The sequence below is a fragment of the Paenibacillus uliginis N3/975 genome, assembly GCF_900177425.1.
Taxonomy (GTDB): domain Bacteria; phylum Bacillota; class Bacilli; order Paenibacillales; family Paenibacillaceae; genus Paenibacillus_AQ; species Paenibacillus_AQ uliginis.
The window spans coordinates 1828591-1846307 of the sequence record NZ_LT840184.1 but is presented as its reverse complement, the minus strand read 5'-3'; the positions used below and the strand labels follow the sequence as shown (position 1 = coordinate 1846307).

General features: G+C 43.0%; 16 protein-coding genes and 2 pseudogenes. 5 read left to right on the top strand and 13 right to left on the bottom strand.

The window, feature by feature from the left end; translation table 11 throughout:
• Positions 1-455: 455 nt before the first annotated feature.
• Positions 456-617: pseudogene (locus B9N86_RS08675) on the top strand (DUF1572 family protein); the annotation flags it as partial.
• A 38-nt stretch (positions 618-655) separates the two neighbouring features.
• Here the strand turns inward: B9N86_RS08675 and B9N86_RS08670 are convergent.
• The 3 genes from B9N86_RS08670 to B9N86_RS08660 are packed head-to-tail and all read right to left on the bottom strand — an operon-like array spanning position 656 to position 4234.
• Complete coding sequence (locus B9N86_RS08670; protein WP_244563014.1) at positions 656-1753, bottom strand: HAMP domain-containing sensor histidine kinase; 1098 nt, start codon at positions 1751-1753, stop codon at positions 656-658.
• Between the two features lie 5 nt (positions 1754-1758).
• Complete coding sequence (locus B9N86_RS08665) at positions 1759-2433, bottom strand: response regulator transcription factor (protein WP_208918656.1); 675 nt, start codon at positions 2431-2433, stop codon at positions 1759-1761.
• A 31-nt stretch (positions 2434-2464) separates the two neighbouring features.
• Positions 2465-4234: an ABC transporter ATP-binding protein gene (locus tag B9N86_RS08660; protein WP_208918655.1), complete on the bottom strand. Its 1770-nt coding sequence runs from the start codon at positions 4232-4234 to the stop codon at positions 2465-2467.
• Between the two features lie 373 nt (positions 4235-4607).
• Between B9N86_RS08660 and B9N86_RS08655 the strand changes: the two genes are divergently transcribed.
• Together B9N86_RS08655 and B9N86_RS08650 are read left to right on the top strand one after the other, a co-directional pair.
• A complete protein-coding gene (locus B9N86_RS08655) occupies positions 4608-4931 on the top strand; it encodes a transposase (protein WP_208917236.1) in 324 nt (107 codons plus the stop codon).
• The gene (locus B9N86_RS08650) at positions 4928-5848 is read left to right on the top strand and encodes an IS3 family transposase (protein ID WP_208920173.1); all 921 of its coding nucleotides are present in this window, start codon (positions 4928-4930) and stop codon (positions 5846-5848) included. Before B9N86_RS08655 ends, B9N86_RS08650 begins: the two co-directional genes overlap by 4 nt.
• A 383-nt stretch (positions 5849-6231) precedes the next feature.
• Here B9N86_RS08650 and B9N86_RS08645 read toward each other — a convergent pair whose 3' ends face one another.
• From B9N86_RS08645 to B9N86_RS08620, 6 genes are all read right to left on the bottom strand, one after another.
• The gene (locus B9N86_RS08645; RefSeq protein ID WP_208918654.1) at positions 6232-6588 is read right to left on the bottom strand and encodes a Rieske (2Fe-2S) protein; all 357 of its coding nucleotides are present in this window, start codon (positions 6586-6588) and stop codon (positions 6232-6234) included.
• A 31-nt stretch (positions 6589-6619) separates the two neighbouring features.
• Positions 6620-7675, bottom strand: a complete 1056-nt coding sequence (locus tag B9N86_RS08640) for an amidohydrolase family protein (RefSeq protein ID WP_208918653.1) — start codon at positions 7673-7675, stop codon at positions 6620-6622.
• Between the two features lie 29 nt (positions 7676-7704).
• Positions 7705-9252, bottom strand: a complete 1548-nt coding sequence (locus B9N86_RS08635) for an extracellular solute-binding protein (protein WP_208918652.1) — start codon at positions 9250-9252, stop codon at positions 7705-7707.
• A 150-nt stretch (positions 9253-9402) separates the two neighbouring features.
• Positions 9403-10263 (bottom strand): carbohydrate ABC transporter permease, encoded by an 861-nt coding sequence (locus B9N86_RS08630; protein ID WP_208918651.1) that lies wholly within the window; start codon positions 10261-10263, stop codon positions 9403-9405.
• Positions 10264-10276: 13 nt separating this feature from the next.
• The gene (locus B9N86_RS08625) at positions 10277-11197 is read right to left on the bottom strand and encodes an ABC transporter permease (RefSeq protein ID WP_208918650.1); all 921 of its coding nucleotides are present in this window, start codon (positions 11195-11197) and stop codon (positions 10277-10279) included.
• 386 nt (positions 11198-11583) lie between these two features.
• Complete coding sequence (locus B9N86_RS08620) at positions 11584-13887, bottom strand: helix-turn-helix domain-containing protein (RefSeq protein ID WP_208918649.1); 2304 nt, start codon at positions 13885-13887, stop codon at positions 11584-11586.
• A 161-nt stretch (positions 13888-14048) separates the two neighbouring features.
• Between B9N86_RS08620 and B9N86_RS08615 the strand changes: the two are divergent.
• Both B9N86_RS08615 and B9N86_RS08610 read left to right on the top strand, forming a co-directional pair.
• Positions 14049-14231: pseudogene (locus tag B9N86_RS08615) on the top strand (glycoside hydrolase family 2 TIM barrel-domain containing protein); the annotation flags it as partial.
• Positions 14232-14277: 46 nt separating this feature from the next.
• On the top strand, positions 14278-14547 hold the full coding sequence (locus tag B9N86_RS08610) for a beta-galactosidase small subunit-related protein (RefSeq protein WP_208918648.1): 270 nt from the start codon (positions 14278-14280) through the stop codon (positions 14545-14547).
• A gap of 197 nt (positions 14548-14744) precedes the next feature.
• Here B9N86_RS08610 and B9N86_RS08605 read toward each other — a convergent pair whose 3' ends face one another.
• The 4 genes from B9N86_RS08605 to B9N86_RS08590 form a co-directional block, all read right to left on the bottom strand.
• Positions 14745-14957 (bottom strand): hypothetical protein, encoded by a 213-nt coding sequence (locus B9N86_RS08605; protein WP_208918647.1) that lies wholly within the window; start codon positions 14955-14957, stop codon positions 14745-14747.
• A gap of 61 nt (positions 14958-15018) precedes the next feature.
• Entirely contained in the window at positions 15019-15219 is a 201-nt protein-coding gene (locus B9N86_RS08600) for a helix-turn-helix transcriptional regulator (protein WP_208918646.1), read from the bottom strand.
• A 19-nt stretch (positions 15220-15238) separates the two neighbouring features.
• Positions 15239-15655, bottom strand: a complete 417-nt coding sequence (locus B9N86_RS08595) for a DUF2178 domain-containing protein (protein WP_208918645.1) — start codon at positions 15653-15655, stop codon at positions 15239-15241.
• A gap of 476 nt (positions 15656-16131) precedes the next feature.
• Positions 16132-17559 (bottom strand): polysaccharide deacetylase family protein, encoded by a 1428-nt coding sequence (locus B9N86_RS08590; protein ID WP_208918644.1) that lies wholly within the window; start codon positions 17557-17559, stop codon positions 16132-16134.
• Positions 17560-17717 lie beyond the last annotated feature (158 nt).

Below are 17717 nucleotides of genomic sequence, written 5' to 3'. Positions count from 1 at the left end.
AACAAAAAACACCGACATATCAGTTATCATACAATATGCCTATTAAAATCACAGGACTATTTTCTCAGCAAATCTCTCGAATTTAGAAAAGATGATTTATATGTATTGAAATGGGGCGAGACAATGAATGAAAGTTTTTCCCCTCCTTTGTTTTCATAAGAGACAAAGTAATCTCCGAACTGAGGTACATACTCAATTTCTTTAAACGATAAATCGTTCCCATACTTTACATAAACATATACCTGAGATGTAGATATCGCCGTAATACGTTGTATTAAAGGGATCTGTTCAATAATAATCAACGACAACATAATTAAAAGTATTACTCTGATCTGTTTAAATCTCCTTGACTTCGATTCTTGTACACTCATTAGCTTTCCCCCTTGACTTAAAATCCATATAATTAACAAACCAAAGGAACACACTAAAACAAGAAATTTGAAATTTAAGGAAGTCTATTAAGCACTGTATTCATTCGCGAGCAACCACACTCGGTCATGGAAGCCATCGAGCGTCAGACGTCTCATTACTCTTATCATGTCGGGCAGATCGTATATGTCGCAAAACTCCGGAAATCGGATGACTGGAAGTCCTTGACCATACCTAGGAAGAAATAAACAAAGCGCCCATTCCTCATCTATCCGAGAATGGGCGCTTAACCCGCTTCACCTAGCCTTGTTGCATGAAGCGGCAGCTTGACAATAAAAGTTGTCCCAACACCTCTTGTGCTTGTAACCTCAATCGTACCATTATGAAGCTGTACGATCTTTTGCACAATAGACAAACCTAAACCATTGCCACCTTGCGCTCGATTACGAGAAACATCTGCCTTGAAGAATCGTTCAAATACATGTGGAATATACACTTCTTCAATACCTATACCGCTATCCTCCACTCGCACCTCAACATGATGTTCTGACGCCCTCATGATTATCCAGATCGAGCCTTTATCCGGCGTGAACTTAATCGCATTATGAATTAAATTCACCCATACTTGGCTGAGCATATCCTCATCTGCATGAATACCAACTTTATCTAGGTTCAAATCCATCTCCAATCCCTTAGCAGACCATTGCGGCTCACTTACAAGAACGAGATTTCGAAGCTGACTGTCTAAGCGAAAAAATTGCGGTTCGACTGGATGATGATCCGATTCCAACGATGTCAATTTAAGCAGATTATCGCTTAATTTGGACAGCCTCATCGTTTCCAGCTCGATAATTTGTAGATAATGTTGGCGTTCGAGTTCACTTAATTCATCATTTTGCAGAGCACGCGCAAACCCTCGAATCGAGGTTAACGGAGATTGAATTTCGTGTGAAACATTCGAAATAAATTCTTGACGCATCTTCTCCATCAGCCCCAGTTCACCAGCCATCTGGTTTATGCTCTCGACCAACGTTCCGTATTCGTCTTCAAAATCTTCATTAGGCTTAATCGTAACATCAAAATCACCTTTCGATATCCTTTTCACAGCATCAACTATAGACTGATAAAAAACCAGATGCTTGTTTCGCGCAAATGGTACAAATATGCTCATAACAGCGCTTAATAGAAGCAAAGCGACAACACCTACCACAACAAAAGCCCAATAATCTGAAAACTCCCATCCAAACCATTTCATTAATAAGGGGGTGATATAGTAAGAAATAGACCAAGCCCCGAACATCATGAACAATATAGTAGCTATGCTGAAAATAAATTTGATCCTTCGCCATGCCTTCGTCTTCATGAACGCCTTTATTTTTTGCATCAGACTCATCCCATAACCTCTAACCGATAACCAAGTCCTCTTATCGTCTTAATCTTAAAAGCATAGTCGTTCTCAGGGAACCTTTCGCGCAAACGGTTAATATGAACATCCAATGTTCTCTCGTTCCCCTCAAAGTCATATCCCCATATATCTTCAATCAATTGTTCTCGGGAAAATGTCTTGCCAGGATAACCTCCAAGCTTAAATAACAATTCGAACTCCTTCATCGGAAGAGGAAATTTTTGATTGCATGATGTCACTTCAAACGTCTGTCTATTCATGCTCACTTGACCGAACTGAACGGTTTGCGATATAGCGATCTGATACCGTTTTAGTAGTGCCTTTACCCGAACGACCAATTCAATTGGATCAAATGGCTTGACCAAGTAATCATCCGTTCCTAGATTGAATCCCTTCACTTTCTGCGAGGTCTCCCCTTTAGCGGTCAGCATAAGCAGCGGAATATCGTACATAGATCTAAGCTCACGACACAATTCCCAGCCATCCATATTCGGCATCATGATATCGAGTACGACCAGATCGGCTCTATCCGTCTCCATCTTATTCAGCGCCTCTACCCCGTCGGAGGCTTCACTAGTCCTGAAGCCTTCCTTCTGTAGGAATAAGGTCACTAATTCTCGAATATGAGGGTCGTCATCTACGATTAAGATCGTTATCATGCTGTACTCTACCGCCTTTCCCTATCACCCGTTAAGAGCCGTATTGTTCTTGTATACGCAGCTGCTGCGTCGCGAATTCCCGATACATCGCATGGCTTTCCAACAATTTCTCGTGAGTGCCGTTGCCTGTTATTTTGCCTTTCTCGATAAACAAGATCTGGTCCGCATCAACTACTGTGGACAAACGGTGGGCAATAACCAAGGTAGTACGTCCCTTCATCAGGTTGTTTAATGCTTTTTGCACAACTATCTCGGACTTGCTGTCCAAGCTGGAAGTGGCTTCATCCAGCATTAAGATATGCGGATTACGAAGCAATGCTCTCGCTATAGCAACTCGTTGGCGTTGTCCGCCTGACAACTTAACGCCGCGTTCACCGACTTCTGTCTCGTAACCTTCCGTTAACTCGCGGATGAAGCCGTCCGCGTATGCCATTTCAGCTGCTCGCTCCAACTCCTCCTGCGTAACTTCCCGATTCATCCCATAGCAAATATTTTCCCGAATCGTACCGTCAATTAATGGACTCTCTTGCGATACATATCCAATCTGGGAGCGCCATGATTGCAGCGAAAATTCGTTAATCCCGTCCTGTCCTAACTTGATTATACCTGAAGTAGGCAAGTAGAAACGTTCGAAGAGCGAGAATAAAGTCGTCTTTCCGCCGCCACTCGGTCCAACGATAGCCGTTACTTTTCCAGGCTTGATCGTAAAGCTGATATCTTCAAGAATGGGCTCTCCTTCAACGTAAGCAAAATGCAAATGTTCGACTGCGATCGGTTGATTGGCCTTAGCGACCTCTTTACCTTTCACGTGCTCCTCTTCCTCTGTATCAAGAATAGAGATCATGTGCTCAGTTGCACCAATAGCTTTTTGAAGTTGTGTAAAGAACATGGACAATTGGCTCATTGGCATCACAATTTGAATCAGATACAGAATAAAAGCAACCAACTCGCCCGTAGACAACGCACCAGAAGAGACTCGCATCCCGCCATATCCAATAATGACGACCAATAGGACCATAAGTACAAAGGACATGATCGGGGATATCAGCGCTTGTACTACACCTTCCTTAACCCCGAACCGAAATAAACTTTTGATGCCTTTGCTACCGTTCTCGTACTCCCGCGACTCCGCGTTGGATGCTTTCACAAGTCGGATCTCAGAGAGCACTTGGCTTAATACAGCCGTGAAGGATGCCGTTTCATCTTGGAGGCCTTTTGATATTTTAAACATTTGCTTTCCGAGGGGGAATAAAACGAGTGCCGAAAGCGGAATAACCACCAGCATAATGAGCGTCATCTGCCAGTCTAAATACAGCAGCACGATAAACGAACCAATAACAGACACGATACCTGTAAAGAAACTTGCAAGGTGTTCGGTAATAAATCCTTTAATAATGCCCGTATCATTCGTAATCCGGCTAACGGTCTCTCCGGTCTTATTCTGATCGTAGTAGGATACCGGAAGGACTAGCATCTTTTTCCATAGCCTATCCCTTAAGCTCGCAACCACCTTTTGCCCAATCAGATTCAACATATATATAGACAAACCTGCGGCAATCGCCTGGATAATAAACGCAACCGCCAGCGCGACGATCTGCATCGTATCCAACTTAGCTATGGAGAAATTGTCCACCATGCCCTTCGTAAACATCGGGATAACCAACGCCACAGCAGTTGAGCCTATACTCATAAGCAAAGCGACCATTAACATTAATTTCGATGGCTTTGTCTCGTTAATTACGTTCATGAATTGGCGCCAGTTGCTGATTGAACCTTTTGTTGATTCCATTTCTAATTCCATGACTTTCACTCCTTCTTTAGCTCAGCATCAGCTATTGCATACATTATAATCCACGAATTTAAACGGAATTTAAACGGCCAAGTAGAACGGCTTCGTAGTCCTTTTCAAAGGGCGACGGCGTTTGTGCAAAAAATATAATAATTAGTTTTTGATGGTTAACATCGAGATGGATTAGTCGTTTACGCAAACTCGTGAATTTAGTCGTGAGCGGTTTAAAGTGAACAGGCGATACTTTGGGCGGACTCACGTTCCGTTATTTAGAGTATTTTCGTCTATTAGAGTGAGCTAACGGACTGAGACTTTATAGCCCCCTAATCCAATTGGACACTCCAAGGTACCTCAGATACACTAAAAAGAAATGAGGAGTCCGTCCATGAAAAGACGATTTCGATGCCCGGTTGAGGCGAAAAAAGAGTATGTCGTAGAGGTGTTGTCTGGTTACCGGACAGAGATGGTTGCGAGAAAATACGGCATGTCTCCCAAAACGTTAAGCGGCTGGGTTCGTCAATATGAGGATGAGGTGGGAGATCTTATGGTCAAAAAGCAGAAAGAAGCCCAAAAAATAGAGCAGGATGCGGCCAAGTTCCAAGAGCTGCAGCAAAAATATGACGAGGCGATGAAACTGTTGGGGGAGAAGGAACTTGAAAACCACATCCTCAAAGATCTCGTAAAAAAAAAGTATCCCGACTACAAATAGCCTCCTATTGGATTGAGCAAGGCTATCCGATCCGTACCGTCCTACGGATCTGTGACGTGCCGCGATCCACGTACTATTACCGTTTGAAGCATCCTGAACGTCAGCAGCCGATCAGCAACGGACGACCGATCCCGGGCTATTCCTGTGACCAGAACGGAAAGGCCGTCTCTGATACCCGTATTCAAGGGTTTCTTCGTCGTCTGATCCAAGGCCCTCATGGAGCATCTGGTTACCGGAAACTGACGATTTTGCTGCGCCGAAAGTATAAGCTAGTGATTAACAAAAAGAAGGTATACCGTCTCTGCAAGTCCTTGGGGATTCTCCTTCCACAACGAGAAAGAACGAACCCTGTTCCCAAAAGAGTAGCGAATAACCGGGTGGTAAATGGCGCCAACCAGTTGTGGCAGATGGATATTAAGTATGGCTACGTGGCGGGAAAACGTCGGCATTTCTACCTGGCCAGCATTATTGACGTGTTTGACCGCCGAATTGTAGCGTACCATCGCGGGAAAACCTGCCACACCCAAGATATCTTACGTACACTCCAGAAAGCGCTCCTTACGCGTAAAGTGTACGGAGATGAGCAGAAGTTGGTTATTCGTACTGACAATGGCCCCCAGTTCGTCAGCAAGGCGTTCCATGCTTTCTGTGAACATGCAGGGCTTGAACATGAACGTACTCCGAACCGGACACCGAACAAGAATGCCTTCATTGAGTCCTACCACAGTATTGTGGAACGCGAGTGCTACCAACGACACTGTTTTGAGGATTATGAGGAAGCCTTTTCGGAAGTAGATCGGTTCATTCGCTATTACAACAACGAGCGCATTCATGGAAGCCTTCATGACTGGCCGCCTAAGGAGTATTTGCGTTTGGTGAACGAAGGAACGATTACTCCTGCAAAAATTGCGTTATGATGCGATATCCCGAGAATGAGGTGGCTAGTGTCCAAGATTAGGGGGTTAAACCGGAGAGGCAGTTATTTGCGCCTTTTTAAGCGGAATCGGGTTTGTTTTGAGGAAATAACGGATTCTCAGACCAAATGAGTGCAATATCTCGTCGATTGTCACAAATAACGGAATGTGAGTCCGCCAGATTAATCAGGCTTATCACAGTGGAAGCACTTGCTCTGCAAGAGAGGCCATTTTAATAAGAAATATCCGCGATGCGCTCAGCTCAAGGCTTTGTCTCGTACGAATCACTATCGATTAACGACGATTAGCTAATTAGATTGGAGCCTCTTATATTTAAAAAAACCTTCTCAAGCCTTGTTAAGGCTAAGAAGGTTTTCGCAGATATGTTACTTCCCCAGCACAATTCCGATTCTCCCATCCTGAATCTCTACCTTGTACTTCTTCACCCTGATTCTGTCGCTAAATAAAGACTTGCCCGTTTGTAAATCAAACTCCCAACCATGCCAAGGGCAGCGGATAATCTCGCCTGCTCTTCCATATTCGTAGTCATATACATCCGAAGGAAGTGTAGTTCCGGAGACGAGACCCGCACAGATCGGTGCTCCTTGATGCGGGCAATAATTATTTATGGCATGATACTCTCCATTCACTCGATAGACGCCGATTTCACGTCCCTCAATATGCACGACTACGTGACCGCCTTCCGGAATTTCATCTGCATTCAGCACATAATGCACCACCATAGCGACCCTCCCAAGCCCCCACTCAAGTTAATCAAGTCAATTGATATAACTCCTTTGCATTCTCATAAAAAATCTTCCGCTTTGCCTCCGGTTTAAGTTTGCGTAGAATATGACCAGGCGAGTCGAAGTCCCAATGCGGATAATCGCTTGAGTAGAGCAGCATGTTTTCAGCATCGATCATATTAAAAAGATCGATGAGATGCTGCGGGTTGTCAGGCTCCTCTATCGGCTGCGTAGATAAGTAACAGTGCTCTCGAATGTACTGGCTTGGCATTTTCGTCAGCCATGGAACGGTCGAACGGAGCGCTTTATAATTTTTATCCAATCGCCACATCAATCCCGGCAACCAAGCGACTCCTCCTTCTACCAACACCACCTTCAGCCTCGGGTACTTCACAAAAACCCCTTCGCATACCATACTCACCAGATGTGCCATAAACATCTGAGACAAACAAGTGTGCCACTCAATGTAACGAGTCGGATAACCAGCAGCGGTTGGAGCCGTTGAGCTCCCCCCACCCTCTGCTCCCGGATGAATCGCGACAGGCAGACCGTTACGTTCCGCTGCTTCGTAAATCGGATGATAGTGGCGCTGCCCCAGCGGCGAGCGCGCCGCACTGGAGATCATAACCTCCACGATGTCCGGATGCCCGCCAACTCTATCGATCTCCCGCGCTGCAAGAAGCGGGTCTTGGGTCGCTACAGCCATCGCTCCCTTAAACGCTTTATGCTTGCCGAGCCATTCAGCAATTAAGAAATCGTTATAGGCTGAACATATGGCTGCTGCGTAATCAGGGTCATGCGTTGATGAGATATTGTAAACGACCCCAGTGAGTACTGCATAATCCAGATTATATCCTTCGATCAGCTGCTTGATCATGAAATCAGGATCAGAGCCCGCTCTCCCTCCACCTGGGGGTATCGAATCCTTCTTCATGACGCCGATCGGCGAATAGTAGCCTGAGCCGGCATAGCCGATACCTGATGCAGCGACCCGCGAACGCCAGGGCTCCTTCAGATAAGGAAGCAGGGCGGTATCCTCTTGTTCATTATGAACATCGACATCGATAATTTTGTATCCGTCCATCACCTGATTCCTCCGTCTCCATCACAAAATTACTTACTGTACGTGCGTGTGTATGCGGTGTTGTACATGTTAAGGAGTTCATCAGAACCGAATTTTTTGGCCTGGTCAATAAATTGCTGATAAGTCGTTTCGTTGATTGGTGTTTTGCCTGTTACAAACTCTGTGACCTTCTGTTCAAGATATTTGTTTAGATTGTTTAACTTTGACTTTTCAAGTTCAAGCTCTTCTTCTGTTTTGACGATCTGCTTCGGAGCAGGAATAATATATTGCTCATACCGAGCATTGATATCCTTACTCTTCTCACTTAAACCTCGCTCCCACACTTCACGGGATTTCGCATTGTTCAACGTAATAAGGTCATACCAGACACCCCAATCCTTACGCAGCGTATTAAAAGGGGATGCTCCGAATTCCTTGTTGTACACCGGCTTACCGTCCTCCATGGTATACGTCTTGCCTTCAATCCCTAAAGAGAGATAATTACCTCCCTCATCGCCGACTAAATAATCGAGAAATTGAACAGCCCGCTCCTTATCCTTCACTTTTGCTGAGATGGCTCTGCCAACCGTGCCAACTACTGGACGAGAAAACTGGTAGTTTTTAATACCCTCGACTGCAAAAGAAGGGATCGCATCCAGTTCATAATCAGCTGTACCGGCACCTCGCGCCTTTGCGACCAAGGATTCCAGATCTGCCTTCCAGAAATAAGTAACTAATGATTTTCCGGTTAAAATCCTCTCCTCCCACTGCGCTTGAGTCAGCAGCGAGTATTCAGGATCAAGCAGTTTCTCCGAATAAAGCTTATTCAAAAATACAAGCATATCCTTATAATTCGAATGATATGGAGCGAATGCATATTGTTCCGTCGTCGGATCAATATTGTAGAAACCACTGATGCCCGTGAATACTCTTCCGAAAGTTGTATACAGCCCTGTGTCACCAACGATGGTGTTTGAAATAAGCGGGTAAGAATCCGGATAGTTTTGTTTAAGTGTTTTTAAATATTGATAAAATTCATCGACCGATGTCGGAGGCTTTATTCCATCTTTATCCATAATATCTTTGCGTGCATACCAGATAAAGTTAAAGCCTTTCCCCTCTGCATCACCCTCTAGTACAGGTACGGTATATAGTCCTCCATCCGTGCCCGTTGCCAGTGCCTTAGCTTCAGGATATTTCTCGTAAAACGCTTTCAAGTTTGGAGCTTTATCCAGATAATCCTTTAAGTTTAAAAATACCTTCTCCGGTCCATGCTCCCTTCCGTCTTGAGTCGGTACTTGGATAAAATCGGTTGCTGTGTTCGTTGCGATCATAATTTGTCTTTTTTCCTCAAGCCCTTCCTGGCTTACGATTTGAAACTCAAGCTTGACGCCTGTCTTAGCCTCAATTTCTTTGAATATTTCCCAGTCATCACGAACCTTTCCTTCCACCCGATCATAGACGAGCCATGAGAATTTAACTGGATTATCTGGGCTTAATGTACCACTATCTTTACTCTTTCCGCTGGTGCAGCCAGTTACGAGCATGGCCCCGAGCAATAGAATCGTAAGCACCATTTTGAATCTCGTTCGCTTCATTCCATAACCTCCTTTTTTTTAGATATCAGATAGTAAAAACGACGTGAGCTTCACAACCTGATATCGCAAGAAAAACTACCACTTATCGCGGTCTGTCTTCTTTGAAGTACATCGAAAGACGTTTTTCTTATGTAGCTCGCATTTCCATATCTACCCCTTAATACCTCCAATCATCGTACCCTGCACAAAATACTTCTGGATGAACGGGTAGACGCAGAGAATCGGCAGTGTCCCAATGATAATCATGGCATATTTCAATGTTTCCAAATGGGTCAGATCTCCCTCGCCCTGCACATTCGTGCCGGCGATCAGAATGTTACGCATCATAATTTGTAGCGGATACATATCCCGGTCATTCAAATAGATTAACGCGTTAAAAAAAGCATTCCATTGATTCACAGCGGTAAAAAGGCCAATCGTGACCATGACCGGCAATGATAACGGCAGTACGATGCGCACCAGTATTTGCATAGATCCACAGCCGTCGATAGCAGCTGCGTCTTCAAGCTCCTCAGGCAGCGCCTCGAAAAACGTCCGCATAATAAACAAATACCATGTACTAATAAGCGATGGGAGGACGATCGCCCATATCGAATTCAAGAGCCCAAGCTGCTGCACGATCAGGAAGGTTGGAATCATCCCCCCGCTGAAGAGAAGTGTGAAAGCGGCCATGAGCAGAATCACTCTCCGGCCAGGCAACCACCGTTTCGCGAGCGGATAAGCCATTGCAGACGTCACAATAAGAGTCAGCACCGTTTGAACAAAAGCATATCGAATCGTATTCCAATAGCTCACCCAAAGATCAGGGTTATAAATTAGCTGCTCGTAGGCGATAAACGTTATATCCTTCGGCCAGAACAATACAGCGCCGCTCGCTACCAGCGCATTATTGCTGATCGATGCCGAGAATACGTACACCATCGGATAGACCATCACGATGACAAGCAAGATCATGAACAATATATTTAGCACATCAAACAGCTTGGAAGCCAAGCTTTCCTGCTTCTTCATGGCACACCTCCCTTTACCAAAGGCTAGTCTCCGAATGTTTACGAACTATTCGATTCGCCGCAACGACCAGAATGAAGCCAATTGCCGATTGGAACAAGCCTACCGCTGTTGCAAAACTGAAATCAGCATCGAGGATACCTCGTCGGTAGACGAACGTGTTAATCACATCCGAGGTTTCATAATTCATCGTGTTGTAGATCAGCAATATTTTTTCAAAACTTGCTTCCATAAAGTTTCCTAATGTCAGCACGAACAAAATAATCATGACCGGTACCATACCTATGAATGTGATGTGGCGCATCTGCTGCCACCTATTCGCTCCATCCATCTTGGCCGCTTCATAAAGCGTCGGATCAATCCCCGCGATAGCTGCCAAATATAGAATGGTACCCCAGCCCACCTTCTGCCATATCTCAGAGCCAACATAAACCGTTCGGAACCACTCCGGTATACCCAAAAACATAATGGGCTCGATGCCGAACACCTTGACGAGAAAATGATTCACAACTCCTGTTGTCGGGGAAAGGAAGGTAACGAGAATGCCCGCGATAACTACCGTAGATAGGAAGTGCGGCAAATAGCTAATATTTTGCACAAATCGTTTGAACCACTTGCCCTTCAGTTCATGGAACAGGATTGCCAAAATAATCGGTGCCGGAAAATGAAACAAAAGATCATACACATTCAGCATGATTGTATTGCGAATCAGCTTCCATGCATCTGGCGTGACATAGAAAAATTCAATGAAATGCTTCAATCCAACAAACTTACTTCCGAAAATACCTCGGCCAATCGAATAGTCCTGGAAGGCGATGATAATGCCATACATCGGCGCGTACTTGAATATTAAGTAGTACAAAATGCCAGGCAGCATCAGTAAGTACAACGCTTTATGCTTTTTCAGAACATACCCGATTCGTGATAGCTGCGCCAATCATCCTCACCTCCAATTGCTATATAAGATGAACTAAAGATTCTTAGCCTGAGCATCACTACGAATACGGATTATTCTTCCGATCGCTGTTGCCCCCAGATTTCTTTTTTGTAGTTATACAATCGTTGAAATCCGGGGACAAAGGCGACCACTTACGTTTCTCCAGAATAATTCCGCCTTCTCCGTTGAAGTACTTCTATTTCTTTAGTTCAATCTATTTAGCACCTTCATTGTTCGTTGTTGTCCTCACTATACGAGCAGCACTTCAGGGCGTAAAGCGCGCATCTTTTCCTCAAGTCACTTGTTTTACATGGCCTGATTGCATAAGGTTTTTCACCTGTTATCGCAAAAAAAGAGACTTTAGAAAAAAACAGTCTCTTCTTCCCTTATTGGTGGATGCTCCGGTACTTTGCAGGTGTAATGCCTTCGTATCTGCGGAAAGCCCGAATTAACGAGTTCCTGCCCCAATACCCTACCTTCTCGGCAATCTCATCAATTTTCATATCGGTTTCGAGCAAAAAGTGCTTGGCCTTCGTCAACCGGCATTTCGCAATATATTCCACATACTTCTCACCAACCTCCTCTTTGAAGGTACGGCTGAAATGCCCAATGGACATATTCGTCATCCCCGCAAAATACTCGATAGATAGCTCTTGGTCATAATGTTCATGAATGTAATTTACGATTTCTAAAAATTGCTGCCTTCGACTGCTGGTCTCTGCCTTTCGGAATAGAAAACCGTGAATGTCCTCGAAGCAGTGTTTCAACTCGTCCCATGTCATACAGCGATTCATCCGTTCAAAAAGGCCGGAATAATAAGGGACGTTCAACTCGTTATGCTCCGATTCCACAGCACGGATCCACGTGTTCAGCACATCAGCGAACAAGTATTTCATTTGGGAAGCTGCCGCATCTCTACGCTTTCCTTCCTCCAGCAGATCTAGCACAGATTGGAGCAGCTTGTCGTATTCTCTTGTTTTGTACTGATTGAGAATCCGGTTAACTTCCTGAACCGATAAGAAAGAGTCCCATTGCTGCAGTTCCCGGGAAGGCTGACTTCTGCAAATTTCAACTGTCGAATGTAGCCCTCGATACTTAAGCACTGCAGCAGCATGCTCATAGGACAGATGTAGCTCTTCCATGGCGTGAACAGTCTTGCCGATTCCGATTGTTGCTTTGTAGTAAGTACTGTACTCCAATAATACAAGTCTAATCATGTCAGCCATATGCTCCGGATTGTCCTCATTCTGATCATGCTGAACGACACAAGCCAGTAGATCCGGCTTTGTCTGACATAGCCAAATCAGACCAGGTGCCAGCTTATGTATCTTGTCCTTCAACTCAGTTAGGAGAAACGTTTTCGTCGATTCCGATGCTGAATCGTAAACGTGAGGATCATAGTGAAAGGAGATGCACAGTACTGTTCTTGCAGCCTTATTGCTGTAGGCAAACTCAATCTCCCTGGCGTAATACTCGATGGACAAGGCGTCACGATATTGACCTAGAAGTATTTTTGAAAAGAATTGCTCCTGTACAATCGGCAGCATCCCGTTCACCATTTGGAACAGCTCTTTATTCTCCGTCATGATTAACTGAGAGTAGCGTTTAATGACATCAAACTCATCCCCTTCGTTCCGAAGCGCCTCAACCGAGAGATGATGAGACTTCAGTCCATCCTTTATTTCTCGAATTGGCCGATATAAGCGACGACTTAAATAATACGAAACAAGGCCGCCGACCAATAGGAAGAAGATAACGAACAGCCAACTAATAATGCGGGTAAGGTATACCGGCTTCATTAAAGTACCTAGATCAATCATGCTGATATAATGCCAGGAGTCGTCAAAGCCCGATTGCATAAATGACAGCCCTGTCTTGTCTGATATTGTAAATTGTGAAGCTATTCCATCTGTACGTATACGCTGCTGCAACGTTAGCTGATCCTGTTCAGTTAAACCGGTTTGTGATATCAATCCCCCCTTATCGTCAACTATCGCAGTGGCTGTGACCCAGCTTTCAGGCATATAAATTTGCTCTTTGAGCTTGTCAGGCTTCACATCAACCAAAAGATAAACGTCAGGGGTGGTGGTATTAAATGGGTAACTCATCAAAGCGGTTATTGTTGCTGGAGAATCAATAAAGTCCATCATTTTCTTACCGGTCAGTTCAGCTTCAAGCTTATTGCGCCAGCTAAGATCCATGGTATTACGGGAGGTAAAATAATACGATTTATTCGTATATGTTTCAGCATCAACGATAAGGTCCTCGTGTACAAAGTAATAATATGCTTTCTGGACCAAATCAACCGATTCCAGTTGCTGAAGTTGCTCCCGGAGCGAATGAAGCAACTCCGGAAGCCGCTCACTGTCCGCAGATGATGCCATAGGAGTAAGGAGAACGCTACGCAATCTCGATGTACTGAGGTTATGAATCATATTCGTCTTTAAAGATTGAAGCTCTGCGTCGGTCTGCTCGGAGAATCGGCTCATCATCACGTTGTTGAACCGCTCGGCATCCTCTTCAATGATACGAACGACGAGCACATGTGCGAGTACACTAGCCGCAATAACCGGAATGAGGATCAGAAGAAAATAGTTAGCGAATAGCCGCCAAAAGAGGGTATGCCTTCTGAGAGGCTGAGAATGAGTTGCTCCTAGCTTAGGAAGTCGAGATGGTGCGGTTCGCTTCAATAGAGATTCCCCTTTTCACTGCCATATTTAAAAGGGGCACAGTTAATAAAACTGTACCCTCAGAAGTTGCAGTTTTGTTAGTAGTCATCTTAACTATATTTTGAAACAAGGTACATTATTCGCCTGAAGATCAGGGGGGATTCAGCTTAGATATTTTGGATGTGAAAAGCTATATGTACCCGGATATCGAATTCGCTGAAAGACTGGCTAAGGAAAGCAAAAAGCCATTGATTTTGTGTGAGTTTGCTCATGCAATGGGCAATGGCCCCGGCGGCTTTGTATGGGAATGGTGTGATCATGCTGTTTTACAACACGATGCTAATGGTAACGCGAAGTATCTTTATGGTGGAGACTTTGGAGAAGTGCTGCACGATGGGAACTTTTGTGTAGATGGACTTAGCTTATCTACTGCGTTTTGGCATGCGCTATTTTCTGACCGGAGATTTTCAGAATTGTACCTATTTCGGCTATGGTCCGCAGGAGAACGGTTCGCACTATGTAACAGAAAAATGTACGCTCTCGAATGAGAATACTTCACTTCAGGTACATAGCACAAAGCCCTTCAGCTTCTGCGCCTCAGAGTATACACGAGAAGTGCTGACCGCAAGAAAACACCATTTCGAGTTGCAAAAAAAGTGGCTGTACCGTATTGAACATTGACTATGTAATGACTGGAGTCGGTTCTGGAAGCACTGTAATTGAATTTACATCCACCACTTTATTAATCAACCAAAGCGTTCATAAAACCATAGCACCATGGAAATATTAATATCGGAAAATTGATAGAATTGTTACTCTTAAACAGGGACGGAGTTACTCCGTCCCAAACTCTAAAGCTTAGTTCCTTTTATTGCAGATTATTTAATTATAAAGGATACGACAGCTAAAACTAAACACAGGATCCCTCCAAAAAATTGTCCTATTCCGGATGCCTCCCCAAGCAGCAAGAGGTTGAAAAAATTTTTTCTTTTTTGGGTTTTACCTACAAATGCATCATCTGTTTTCATTCTATATATACCCCATAAGACTAAGACTACTCCCAAAATTATAAGCACTAATTTTAATCCCATATTTTTTCCTCCATCTATGTTGTATGTTTATTTTCTCAATAAACCAATTTTTCACTCTTACTTAATCATCTTGCTCAAATAAAAATACTTCTTCAATTGGTAAGTTAAAAACTGAAGATATTCTATATGCCAGCAGGACAGAGGGATTATATTGTTGTTTTTCTAAAGAGATAATTGTTCTTGAAGATACAAATACTTTATCAGCTAGTTCTTGTTGTGTTATTCCAAGTTCTGAACGCAATTCTTTTATTTTATTTTTCATAGCGTTCTCCTAATTACAGTTAAAGAGAGTAATTATAATATTTTTTAGCTACCATATTAGTAATCATGCACAATATGATGAGCATAAATAAAGCAGTATTCGCTGGAATTGCAATCCATTTTGAAAGAAACATCATAAGAAAAATCACAATCATTAAAAATCTCATAGTAAAGAGTGCAGCTTTTCCTTCTATTAAATCATCCCTTTCATCATAATCTTTTGACATTTCTCTCTCTAACTGCTTTCTATTATTCTTATATTTAATGTGAGAAATTATAACGAAAACTAAAAAAACTGCCCCTACGAATAACATTATAGTACCAGAATAAAATTCTTCTGCAGTGTTAGCTTTAGTGTAATTAAAAATTATTTTAAGTAAACCCATTAAAAGAATTGCTAATGAGCATACATAAAGCTCAGTAAATCTGTTTTTCAAAACAAATCGCCCCTAACATAGTACCGATATGAAGTTTATTTCATGTGAACTTAACTTCACAATATGATATCCTGAAGGAGATGTCAATAATTAATTTTGACTGGGACTTAAAAATACAAAATCTACTTGCAAACCTAATGCAGGCGTACTCTTGATTCAATGCTCTTTACAATTAGGATTTCAGGCAGTTTTACCTTATATCTTATAAATGTTTTAGAGATGATACTCGAGTCCAATGAGTCGAGTAATAGATCTAAAACCACAATAAATAATCATTAGTGTTAAAAAATATTATGTATATTGAACAAATACTTTTGAGGTGTATACCCTTGATTAGGCGAACCTGCATTTGATAAACTTGATGCTGATTTGGCAAAAGCTATGTTATCTCTCCTTACTTAAACTTGGATTAATACCAAAAACCGAGCAGCTTCGGAAACAATTCCGAAGCTGCTCGGTTTTGTCGTCTTTGAACCTTATAATTCAGAGACGCTCACAAATTCATAGCCTTCTTTTTTCAAATATTTCAAAATAGATTCTACGGCTTCTGAGGTCGTTGCATGAATATCGTGCATTAGAATGATTGAACCGTCTCTCACATTCTCTTGAACGATATTTAATATGGCAGCCGGATTATGCGATTTCCAGTCCAAGGTATCAATGGTCCAAAATACAGTGGGACTGCTGATCGCACTCTGAACCTGCTTATTAACGGCACCATAAGGTGGGCGGAACGCCGTTGATTCTCTTCCTGCGGCGCTCTTGATTGCCTGGTTTGTTCGTTCCACTTCCTTGATCCCTTCTGCTTTGCTTAGGGTCGTTAGATCCTTATGGTTCCAGGTGTGGTTACCTAGTTCATGTCCTTGATCAGCAACTTCCTTCACAATCTCCGGATAGAAATCCACCCGGTTACCCAGCATAAAGAATGTCGCTTTCGCATCATACTTTTCCAGCAAATCAAGAATCTTCAACGTGTTTTTAGGATGCGGTCCATCGTCAAAAGTAAGAGCTACTCGTTTACCGCCCTTTGGAGAAGCATCATCTTTAACCGGTTTATCTTCTTGGGGCTTGTCCTTATCCTTTGTATTGTTTTTTGAATCGTCTTTTTCGTCTTTTTTATCATTCTCAATCTGCAACTTCTCTTTCCACTCATCGGTTAGAAGATTTTGCATCTCATCCAGTGGAATCGAAATTTTAGGCATACCGGCTGCTCCAGCAGTTACCTCATATTTATCAAATTGAAAAACAGCTGCCTTATCCGTAAAATACATGCCATTCAATTTATTGTTCGGATCAGCTGCCCAGATCTTTAACCCATCTTCCAACAGTAAAGGACTGTATTCTTTCGATTCCTTGAATTTTTTATTTATGAGCGCATATAACTGTTCCCGGTTGCGTTTCGTATCCTTGAGGATTTTAGTTTTTTGAATGAAGTCACTTTTTTTGGCATCCACTATATAAACCTTTGCTTTTTGCTGTGCGTTTGCACCTACGACATAACTCTCCTCAGAGAATACAATGGAATACACATTCTCCACTACAGGATGGATTTCCATCGCTAAAGATAACACGGCCGCGCGATCTTTTATATATTCCTTACTCTCCTCGACAATCGCCAGAAAATCCTCTTTGACCGATGATGCATATCCTTCCATTTCTGTATTGAGCTTGTCGCTTTTAAATTTCGGATAGTGAATCGCCATGTTGTAGTTCTTTTTCTCTGTTATTTCTGTAACTAAATCTACTCCCGGATATTTGGAAACTTCTATTCTTTTTTCATCTTTGTCAGCTTCACTGGCATAATCGTCATTACTCCGTAACATAATATTTACAAAATACCCCACTACAAAAAGTCCCAGGATCAACAAGATACTAAATGTTATTTTTGCTTTTGCTGATTTCAAGATTCCACACTCCTGCTGTCTTATTTCCTTGGTAAGCGAAATTTCTATCAAACCAAACGAGTTTCATTTAACACAAAATAAATATTATTATATCAAGAACGATCCGATGACCATGATCCCACATTGACGGCAATGGAGGACTGAATACCCTATGACTT

Coding starts and splice junctions, on each gene's coding strand:
- B9N86_RS08655 (WP_208917236.1), top strand. CDS start 4,608: ATGAAAAGACGATTTCGATGCCCGGTTGAGGCGAAAAAAGAGTATGTC.
- B9N86_RS08665 (WP_208918656.1), bottom strand. CDS start 2,433: ATGATAACGATCTTAATCGTAGATGACGACCCTCATATTCGAGAATTA.
- B9N86_RS08670 (WP_244563014.1), bottom strand. CDS start 1,753: ATGCAAAAAATAAAGGCGTTCATGAAGACGAAGGCATGGCGAAGGATC.
- B9N86_RS08640 (WP_208918653.1), bottom strand. CDS start 7,675: ATGGACGGATACAAAATTATCGATGTCGATGTTCATAATGAACAAGAG.
- B9N86_RS08660 (WP_208918655.1), bottom strand. CDS start 4,234: ATGGAATTAGAAATGGAATCAACAAAAGGTTCAATCAGCAACTGGCGC.
- B9N86_RS08610 (WP_208918648.1), top strand. CDS start 14,278: ATGGACTTAGCTTATCTACTGCGTTTTGGCATGCGCTATTTTCTGACC.
- B9N86_RS08605 (WP_208918647.1), bottom strand. CDS start 14,957: ATGGGATTAAAATTAGTGCTTATAATTTTGGGAGTAGTCTTAGTCTTA.
- B9N86_RS08600 (WP_208918646.1), bottom strand. CDS start 15,219: ATGAAAAATAAAATAAAAGAATTGCGTTCAGAACTTGGAATAACACAA.
- B9N86_RS08630 (WP_208918651.1), bottom strand. CDS start 10,263: ATGAAGAAGCAGGAAAGCTTGGCTTCCAAGCTGTTTGATGTGCTAAAT.
- B9N86_RS08645 (WP_208918654.1), bottom strand. CDS start 6,588: ATGGTGGTGCATTATGTGCTGAATGCAGATGAAATTCCGGAAGGCGGT.
- B9N86_RS08635 (WP_208918652.1), bottom strand. CDS start 9,252: ATGAAGCGAACGAGATTCAAAATGGTGCTTACGATTCTATTGCTCGGG.